This window comes from Pseudarthrobacter sp. CC12 (assembly GCF_039907755.1).
GTDB lineage: Bacteria > Actinomycetota > Actinomycetes > Actinomycetales > Micrococcaceae > Arthrobacter > Arthrobacter niigatensis.
The window spans coordinates 1-5,928 of the sequence record NZ_JARDJH010000064.1; the positions used below are offsets into that span (position 1 = coordinate 1).

The window sequence follows — 5,928 nt, forward strand, 5'->3', positions numbered from 1 at the left end:
GGGTCAGGGCGGCGCGTGCAATGCGATCGTTCATGGTTTCTCTCGTCCTTTGCTGAGGATCCGGTGAGCGGGGCGGCCTTGGTGACCGGCCAGCTTCCCCTCTCCCCCGGGCGTTTTTTGCCTGCTGGCGAGCAACGCGGAGCTGTGCCCGACGGAGCCGGGGCAACCCGAAGGGCAAGCAGCCGATGGATTGTGGGAGGAAATAAGCGAAGCGCCGACACAAGGCACCGGCTGCGCAGCCGTCCGCAGGACGGTTGGGCCGGTGGAGCGGGCACGTACGATCCGCAGGACAGCAGCAAAAAACAGAAAAACGCTTCTACAGCCCGAGCGAAGCTAGGTCCGTGCAGTAGACGTGAGCGCTGGCTGGGCGAGGCCTGGAAGCCAAAGCCTTCAGACAGCGCGTAGTTTCGGGGCTACGTCGTGGTGCTCTCTTGAGCAGCACGGGCATGCTGGTGGCGGTAGAACGTTGCACGACTCCAGCCCACCAGACGGGCAGCGTCTTCGGCGGTGCGGCCCTTGGCGCGGGCGTCCTGAGCGATCGCGAGTTTGTCCGCAATGACGCTGGGGTCGGACAGCGGCCGGCCGAAGCGTGTGCCGTTCTGGCGTGCTGCGGAAATGCCAGCGTTGACCCGCTCGACAATGAGCTCGCGCTCATACTCGGCAAGGGTGGCGAGCATGTTCAACATCAGTCGGCCGGTCGAGGTTGCCGGGTCGATGCCATCGGAGATGTACCGGACCTGGACACCGCGGCCGCGCAGCAGAGCCACCGTATTCAGGACGTCGATCAACGACCGGCCCAGCCGGTCGACCCGCCACACAACAACGGTGTCGCCCTCCTCGGCGTACTCAAGGAGTCTCTTCATCCCCGGCCGTTCGATCGCGGTCTTGCTACCAGACGTCACATCAGCGAAGACATCGCGTTTCTGCACACCCGCGGCGACCAGTGCATCCAGCTGCAGCTGGGCGTCCTGGCTGGAAGTACTGACCCGGGTGTAACCCAGTAGCCTCACGAGGCAATTCTGACTCGAAAAGCCCTCGATGCACCTGCGGCGAGACGATTTACAGCGGGACACCTTTACGAGACGCCGAGTACCCGGCTATTCCGCCCGCTCGCGCGGCCGCCGCTGGATCCCCCGAGGGCGGGGACAGTGTCTTGAAAAGCTGTAGTTTCTCAAGACGTTCAGTCTCGCTCTAACTGTCGAGTTGGTGGACGCCCTCCAGCAAAGAGATAGTGCGTCCGCCTCCAAGGGTCTACGTATCGGTGGCGGCCCCGCTAACAATACGGAATTACTTGCCAACCTAACTATCAGCCTGCTTACAATGAGTGCATTCGGATGGGGATCCGTTGCATGGGGATGCGAAAAGGGTGCGCTCAGCGAACGGGGCGCACCCTTTCCCGCGCCCTGGAGCATCATCACGTGACGAGTTTGGCGGCAGGGCCGGGGAGCTAACAGCATGCAGGGTCCGGGGTGACGCCGCCGTTCATACCCTGACTGGCCACGTCTTTCGCCGGGTGGGAGACTGCGGGATGGGGAAATTTCAGGCGGGCCCGTACTCTCGAAGCATCCGGGCGCAGGTGTTGAGCGTCCTCTTGGGGGTATGCCTCATCGCGCCACCACTCATCCGGCTTGATGAAGGCCGCTGGACCGGGGCCGACTGGATCTTCGTCATTGGCGGGGCCGCTTTCATCCTCTTCTGGCTCTCGGCCGCGATCATCGGATGGCGAACCAGGCGAGGCAATTCCGGCCACGCGAAATGAGTCTGGACCCAATCTCCGGGCCGTTCGCAGGCCCACTAATCCGCCTCGAAGATCACGGATTCGACGGTAGCGCCAACATCCTCGGGCGGCCGGCCCTGCACCCTGGTGTAGCGCGGATACCGTACAGCGTTCCCGTTGTGGTCCGTGTGATGGTCATGCCACTGGACGAAAATCTCAAACAGGCCGGTGCCAGCCGTCGTCGCAGCCCAGTCAATGACATCGGACACCTGCTCCGCTCCGGCAACATTCCACTCATCCACCATCCACCCCATGGCCGCCGATAACGGACGCTTCCACACCCGGACCCGGTACATTGGGTCTAGGCCGGGATCTCCAACCGAGTCACTACCAGCTGCTCGTTCGATGCGCATGGCGCCGACCCTACGCTTTGCCGCCAGCCCCCGCGAGCAGGGCTCACCGAAGCGCGGTGCGCAGCCGCTCCCTGAGGTCGTCAAGGGATTCGCGCCATTCGGGTTCGTAGGCATCGTCCCACAGTTCGGCCAGCTCTGACTCCTCCCCGGCAACCCGTTCGACCGCTTCCACGGCCATCTCAACGTCTTCTGAGGTGATCTCAAACCCGTGGGCGGTCACCCAGTCGGTGACGTTCTCCGGCAGGTCCCCGAGCGGGTTGCCTTGGCTGGCCGCGGTGACGTCGGCGGCGGCGAGGGCAATGGCCCCCTCCGGCGCCTCGACATACCGGTCGCCGGCCTTCGCCAGGGCCGTGCGGATGACGTCCGCTCCGCCGGCTTTGAGGTTCTCCAGCCAATTCAGCGCGTCATCGTTCTCAAACGGCAGATAACCCCATGCGCCCATCAATCGCCCCTCTCGGTTTCCGGTGGCACCAGCTTGTCAGACCTTAGCGGTGACGCAAGACATTCGGCCGTCTATTTGCACGACTAGGAATCTGGAATCGAGGTCACGGCCCCGCGGAGGGTGGTGGCGGTTAGGCTGTGGCCACGTGCTTGAGCCATCCGTTAAGACAAAAAGAGATGCCTTTGCTTCACGGGGGTCTTTCTATCAGGGACGGGTGTCGGATCTCATCTGTACGGCGAGGGCACGACCGGCAAGATATTGCGGAAAGTGCTGGGATCACGCGCCCTCGGCCAGAATCAGAGCCTCTTATCGCCGAAAGCGACAGGTTAGGCACTTCACCGTGCATTTCATCGTGCGGGGTAAACGTGCACCCATGAACTCGCAGCGGCGCGATGAAAGAATTCGTGCCCTGGCTGCGCGTTCGACTACCGGCTCACCGGCGCGCCTTACCCCCCGATGCTTAAAAAGCTGGGGGCGGAAAGTAGTTGCCATTTTAGAAAGTACCTGCCAGAGTATGAGAATCAATCGCTTATCAGCAGGGGGACGACCATGAATGACACCACCGTTTCAGGCCCGATGGATGCCGGGCAAGCCAAGGCTCTGCTTGATCAGGCAAACCAGGTCGGTAGCAGCGTCCGATCAGGTGCGAGCTGGCCAGCGATCAGTTTTCTACTGGGCCTTGGCGCCGTCTCGTCGATGGGAATCCTCGCCTTCACTTATGCGCGGCTGGCACCAGATACCTCCGTGGCCCTTCCATCTGTCTTCATGGGTATCTGGTTAGTCATCCTCATGGTGACAGTTCTTTTCTTCACCCGTACCAGTAAGCGGGGGTTCGGGCTCCGCTGGGGCGTCTACATGGGTCTTTGGGGCGCTTTGTGGATCGCCGGGATGCTGCTCTCCGGCCTGACCTTTCAAGGCGAACTCTGGTTCGCGGGCCTTATGGCCGCACTCCTGACCGTGTCCACTACCGTCTGTGCCTGGTACGAGGCGGGCCGATGAGCACGCCAGCTACTTCAAACCACCCGCGACATCAGCTCAACGACATCCTGGGGCATCCCGTGCGGTTTTCCCTCACAGCGGCCCTCGCCCAGACCGAGGAAGTTGACTTTGCCACCCTTCGCAACCACCTGCAGGTCTCGGACTCCGTCCTAAGCAAACAAGCGACGTCACTTGAATCGGCTGGCTACGTCAGAATCCGAAAAGGCTACATCGGCAAGCGGCCCCGGACCTGGCTGAAGCTGACCAAAGTAGGAGAACAGGTGTGGCAAAACCATCTTGCCGCCCTGCAGGAGATTGCCTTCCCTCAGCGGCAAGCCAACGACTAAACAGCGCTGACCGCCCTACCAAACCTCTGATCCCATCTGCTCATCTAATTGGTTGAGCCGGGGGCATGAAGCGAAAGAATGGCCCTGGCGGCGAAGGTAACGCCGGCGAGTAAGAGTACGACCGCCGGGCGATGAGCATGAGCTCGGAAGTATCGGTCATGCTTCAGAATCTCGCGGCTCACATCGTGTCAGAGTCAATGCCATTTGGCGCGCTTGTCACCAAAGCTACTAATGAGTACGCTTGCCCGAGCAGTCGCGCGCTCCTCCAAGGGGCACGCAGCAGCGAACGAAGACCCCGACGTGTCCCCCCAAGCCTCGGGGTCTTTTGCTATGCACACGACCCCAACATCCGAGTGTGGAACAAGGAATTGTGCTTCCAACGACACGGGGAACGACCTTGCCGTTCGGTTGTCGCCGCTCCACGGCTCATTTAGAACGGGGTGACCGGCGCCGGCTGGGGGTGACCGCTGAGTCTCCAGAGAACAGCTCTCCTCAGGGCCTCTCGACGCCGGCCACAACTTGACCCAGGAATCTGTGCCTGGGAAGACTGATGCGACCCTCCGCCCAGCCTAGAATCCTCTGCCCAACCTATAAAGCGATGCAGCTCCCTAATCTGCCGATTAGGGAGCTGCGCTATTCACACGTGATCTTAGAGTTTTCGGTTTTCCAGCCTTCCGAGCGCGTGTATTGGGCGATCACCTGGCAATCATCTGGAGTACTTCTCATGGTCTCGCTGCGCCGTACGGTGGCCGTCAAACACCGCAGGCCGCGCAGGGCACCTTGCGCGTAGAGAGCAGCTTCTTCGCTGTTCTCACGTGGAATCTGGACATGGCCTATGACAGGTCCCTCGGCCTCGTAGTCCAGAAAGTACGGCATGCTCACACACTCCACGAAGACTTGAAGTCGTTATAGGGCCAATAGCCCCAAGATGGAGGCCGCGTGACCTCACATCCTGCTCTGCCAAAAGCACAAGGCCCTAAGGGAAGGACAAGGTAGCGTTACGTGCCGGCCGGGCGGCAGCTGGCGCCTGTCCCGTAGTGCAGCCAGTCCGGCAGCGCAGCGGTGAAGGCGTTAAGGATGGCAGGACTGTTGGTGACGGTCCAGTCGATCCTGCCGTTGACCTCAACCTCGTTCTTGTCCCACTCGAACCAGTTGATCATTTTCAGGTTCGGGAACTGGGCGTGGGTCTGGGGACTGAACACCTGCTCCCACCAAACGCGTTTGATGTCCACCTCCGCGGCGCCACCGGCGGTGGGGTTGTAGAGAGCGGCTGTTTCGGGGATGGCCACGGGCTTGTTGTGGTCCTTGCCGTACACGCCGTAGAAGTCGGGCAGCGGGCTGTCATCGCCGTTGGCCCCGTTGTAGGTACCGGTGAGCTGTTGGGCGAACTTGTCCGACTCCGGGAGCTCGTTCTCGCCCCACGGGTACTTCGCGCCCCAGTGGTACAAGGACATGCCCACCCAGTCCACCGCCTCATCACCCGGGTAGTACGGGGCGTACGGATCATCCGCCATGGTGAGGGCGCCGTCGTGGTCCGTGTCCAAGGCAGCGAAATCCGCAGTGCCGGGCTTGGCCTCGAACTGGCCGCCGGCAAAGGGGTACCCGCCCGCATAGTTGGGCGCCCACATCATCGCCGACCCCGGGGCGTCCCTGTGCACGGCGTCCGCCACCCGTGTGAAGACCTTCTTGTACTCCAGCGGTTGTTGCGACCAGGGGTACCAGGAACCGTTCATTTCATGGGCAAGACGGACAATCACCGGCACGCCCTGGTTGTTGATCGACCCCAGGTCCTTCACCAGAGCGTTCACCACCTCGGGAGTGACGGCGGCCAGCCCCTGCTTGGGCTCAAGCGTTAGCAGCATCATGTGCCCGTCGGCGCGGATCTGCGCAGCGGCCTGCTGCAGGTGGGTCCGTTCCTGATCCGTGTAGGGGAAATCGGCGAAGGAAACGCTGATGATTGTGTCAACGTGATCGGAGCCCACTAGGACGGCCCGAACGGTACCCACCCGTCGGACGTCCGGGGATGATGTT

At 61.9% G+C, this 5,928-nt stretch carries 6 protein-coding genes; 2 read left to right on the forward strand and 4 right to left on the reverse strand.

The window, feature by feature from the left end:
* Positions 1 to 413: 413 nt before the first annotated feature.
* The 3 genes from PV772_RS22655 to PV772_RS22665 all read right to left on the reverse strand — a co-directional run bounded on the left by PV772_RS22655 (position 414) and on the right by PV772_RS22665 (position 2,572).
* Entirely contained in the window at positions 414 to 1,010 is a 597-nt protein-coding gene (locus PV772_RS22655; protein WP_347887658.1) for a recombinase family protein, read from the reverse strand.
* A gap of 784 nt (positions 1,011 to 1,794) precedes the next feature.
* Positions 1,795 to 2,130 carry a hypothetical protein gene (locus PV772_RS22660; RefSeq protein WP_347887659.1) on the reverse strand — a complete coding sequence of 112 codons (336 nt, stop codon included), beginning with the start codon at positions 2,128 to 2,130 and terminating at the stop codon, positions 1,795 to 1,797.
* 43 nt (positions 2,131 to 2,173) lie between these two features.
* Positions 2,174 to 2,572, reverse strand: a complete 399-nt coding sequence (locus tag PV772_RS22665) for a DUF4259 domain-containing protein (RefSeq protein ID WP_347887660.1) — start codon at positions 2,570 to 2,572, stop codon at positions 2,174 to 2,176.
* 549 nt (positions 2,573 to 3,121) lie between these two features.
* Between PV772_RS22665 and PV772_RS22670 the strand changes: the two genes are divergently transcribed.
* Together PV772_RS22670 and PV772_RS22675 are read left to right on the forward strand one after the other, a co-directional pair.
* Positions 3,122 to 3,571, forward strand: a complete 450-nt coding sequence (locus PV772_RS22670; protein ID WP_347887661.1) for a hypothetical protein — start codon at positions 3,122 to 3,124, stop codon at positions 3,569 to 3,571.
* On the forward strand, positions 3,568 to 3,897 hold the full coding sequence (locus PV772_RS22675; RefSeq protein ID WP_347887662.1) for a transcriptional regulator: 330 nt from the start codon (positions 3,568 to 3,570) through the stop codon (positions 3,895 to 3,897). The genes PV772_RS22670 and PV772_RS22675 overlap by 4 nt, the downstream gene beginning before the upstream one ends.
* Positions 3,898 to 4,895: 998 nt before the next feature.
* Here PV772_RS22675 and PV772_RS22680 read toward each other — a convergent pair.
* Positions 4,896 to 5,903 (reverse strand): glycosyl hydrolase, encoded by a 1,008-nt coding sequence (locus PV772_RS22680; RefSeq protein ID WP_347887663.1) that lies wholly within the window; start codon positions 5,901 to 5,903, stop codon positions 4,896 to 4,898.
* Positions 5,904 to 5,928 lie beyond the last annotated feature (25 nt).